Origin of the sequence: Flavitalea sp. (genome assembly GCF_035489435.1) — a bacterium.
Taxonomy (GTDB): domain Bacteria; phylum Bacteroidota; class Bacteroidia; order Chitinophagales; family Chitinophagaceae; genus DATHKG01.
On sequence record NZ_DATHKG010000037.1, the window covers coordinates 1 to 2,959 of the forward strand.

At 41.1% G+C, this 2,959-nt stretch carries 2 protein-coding genes; one reads left to right on the plus strand and one right to left on the minus strand.

Going from position 1 to position 2,959, the window contains the following annotated elements; translation table 11 throughout:
* Positions 1-1,127: alpha-L-fucosidase (locus VK664_RS06200; RefSeq protein ID WP_461397757.1), on the minus strand; the 1,127-nt coding region annotated here is incomplete at its 3' end.
* Between the two features lie 152 nt (positions 1,128-1,279).
* Between VK664_RS06200 and VK664_RS06205 the strand changes: the two genes are divergently transcribed.
* Positions 1,280-2,815, plus strand: coding sequence for a patatin-like phospholipase family protein (locus tag VK664_RS06205; RefSeq protein WP_461397758.1), 1,536 nt, complete (start codon positions 1,280-1,282; stop codon positions 2,813-2,815).
* The last annotated feature ends 144 nt before the right edge of the window (positions 2,816-2,959 follow it).

Sequence of the window (2,959 nt, forward strand, 5' to 3'; positions counted from 1 at the left end):
CTTCCATAGATAGCTTCCCCGTTTGTTTTCAGCCATTTGCCAATATCAAGTAATCTTTGCTGCATGATAACAGGTATACGGCCATCTGCTGTGGGCCCTATATTGAGTAACAGGTTGCCACCACGTGCAACTTTATCGATAAGTATTTTAATTAATTCCCTGGTGCTTGAATAATCTTCGAGGTTCTCATTGCGGTTATATCCAAATGAACCTCCTATACCGCGACATTCTTCCCACGGATGAGCGATCATTTTCCCGGAGGCATTATCACTATGAACAAGATCATACTCTGTTGTATAGAACGTACCATGTTTGCTTCTGGTTTCCTTACCCCAGCGATCATTGATAACAACATCTTTTTTAACCGGGCTTTCGTTAAAAAGCCAGCTCAGGAACTGGGTGCTTTTCCAAACCTCGCTCGGATGATCCCACTCGCCGTCGGTCCAAACCAGGTCGGGATTGTACCTGTTCACCAGGTCCTTCATTTGTGGGATCATATGTTCATCCACGTATCTGTTCACATCCTGTTTATATAATGGATTATACCATTCGTATAATGAATAATAAAAACCCATTTTTAATCCTTTCTTTTTAACAGCCTTTGAGAGGTCGCCCGCCAGGTCACGGTGTGGGCCGACATCCATAGCGTTCCAGTTCCAGGAATGTTCACTTGGCCAAAGTGGAAAACCTTCATGATGTTTAGATGTCAACACTACATATTTGGCGCCCGAGCGCTCGAAAAGGCTTGCCCACTGATCAGGGTTAAACATTTCAGCTTTGAAATCTTTTACAAAATCATTGTATTTGAAATCAGGGCCATAGGTTTTAAGATGATGAGCCTGGAACATTTTACCAACGGCATCATTATCAGTTAGTCGCTTGCCATACCATTCTGCATATTTTGAATAAGTTGGAATTTCCGGCCCTGTTGGTGCCCAGGCCGGTACAGAATACAAACCCCAATGTATAAAAATGCCGAACTTACTGTCTTCAAACCATGAAGGTATCGGGCGGCTGTCTATAGACTGCCAGTTCGCCTCATACTTTTGCGAATATCCATTAACGTTATAAATAAGGGCTGCTGTAGTAAAAAGTGCAATCAATATCAGTCGCAGTTTGTTATTCATCTGGCAAGTTTGGTTTTTAAAGATATGAAACGCCCATCGAAAGTATTTGATCCACCTGGGCTATGCCCTCGCAGGGCATCAAATATATAAATGACCGGATGAAACTAATGAATAATTCAGAAAGTCGTATTTTAAGTGATTAAAAATATTCTATGTCAGCAACCAACAAATCGGTCAGGCAATTCATTGACGAAACAGGCGCAGACAGGTTGATCCAGGAAATAGATGATAGTCTCAGGCAGTTAAACAACGGGAAAAAACCAATTTATTCTGATCTCATTTTCAGGGATGAAAAAACTGAATATGAATATGTGAATTATGTCCAGGAGGGAGGCGGAGTGTTGGGAATTGCGCTGATCGGCTATACTTATGTACTGGAAAAACTTGGATTTCGTTTTTTGAGACTCGCGGGCACCAGTGCGGGAGCCATTACTACAATAATGCTTGCATCAGTCGATAAAAAAAATTACCCGGAACATGATTTCAAACTTCAGTCGGAGATCATGCTTCATGAACTGCTCAGTTATGATTTATGGCAACTGGTAGATGGACACTGGCTGGCAAAAAGATTGATCCGGATTTTTATCAATTACCGGTTTGGCACAAGTCTTTTGAAATTTCTGATTGGTTGTTCAATTGTGATCCCTATAATTTATGCATTATACATAATAGTACTTCAGCAGACAGTTGCAAATTTATTGCTATCACCAGTGTTCAGTGTAATCCATAAAATTTTCAGCGCACTGGCTTTAGTTTCTGTTATAACGCTGGTAATCCAGTTTTGTTTATTCTCTTATTTCAGGTTAAGGTTTGATCGGGCAGGCTTCGGTATCAATACCGGGAAAAATTTTCATAGTTGGATAACAGAAATTTTACAAAGGAATAATATTAATACGTTGGCTGAACTTGAACAGAAAATGACTGAGCGATATAGCAACATCGAAATGCGGGCTGAAAGAAAAGCTCAACATATCCCCGGGGATGATGTTTCTGTACCTTATCCTTATCTCACGCTTGTTGCCAGCGATATCACAGTTCAGACAAAAGTAGAATTTCCATTGATGGCTCCGGATTATTGGGTCGATCCTGGTTCCGTTAACCCCGCAGATTTTGTCAGGGCTTCCATGTCGATCCCGATATTTTTTGAACCTTTCCGGGTTGCAGTGCCTCAGCAGGTTCAGAATACCAGTAAGCTGCAAAAGATGAAAGCTACATTGAAAGATAAGAGGACCAGCGCACCGAAAATTTCTTTATTTGTAGATGGTGGCATATTGTCAAATTTCCCGATAAATGTTTTCCACAACCCGAACGTGCGGATAGCCCGGCTCCCTACTTTCGGAGTTAAGCTGGAAGATGAAAAACATATCAGTCCGGGTAAGGAAGAACCTGAATCAAGAAGTCTTTTTAAATACCTGATGACAGTTTTCAGTACAGTAAGATTTTATTATGACCGCGACTTTCTGAAACGGAACGCAGTATATGAACAATGTATTGGATATATTGATGCAGCAGAATATAACTGGCTGAATTTTGGAATGGATGAAAAGGCAAAAAAAGAATTGTTCATAAAAGGTGTGCAGGCGGCAAAAACTTTTTTCCTGGGAGGTAAGGTTTGGGTTGATGGGAAAGAGAAGGAGGTAATTCCGTTTGAATGGGAAAGGTTTAAGAGTGACCGGGAAAAGCTGTGAGATAAGTGGTGAGTGGTGAGTCTTCGATCGGTTTCATCGATATCACCTTATTAATAACTTTGTGAAAAAGCCACATGCAGTGATACCATTTACCCCAATGGACCTTTTGAGTTCACTGGTGAGTCTGGTACTGTATGGCCCTTT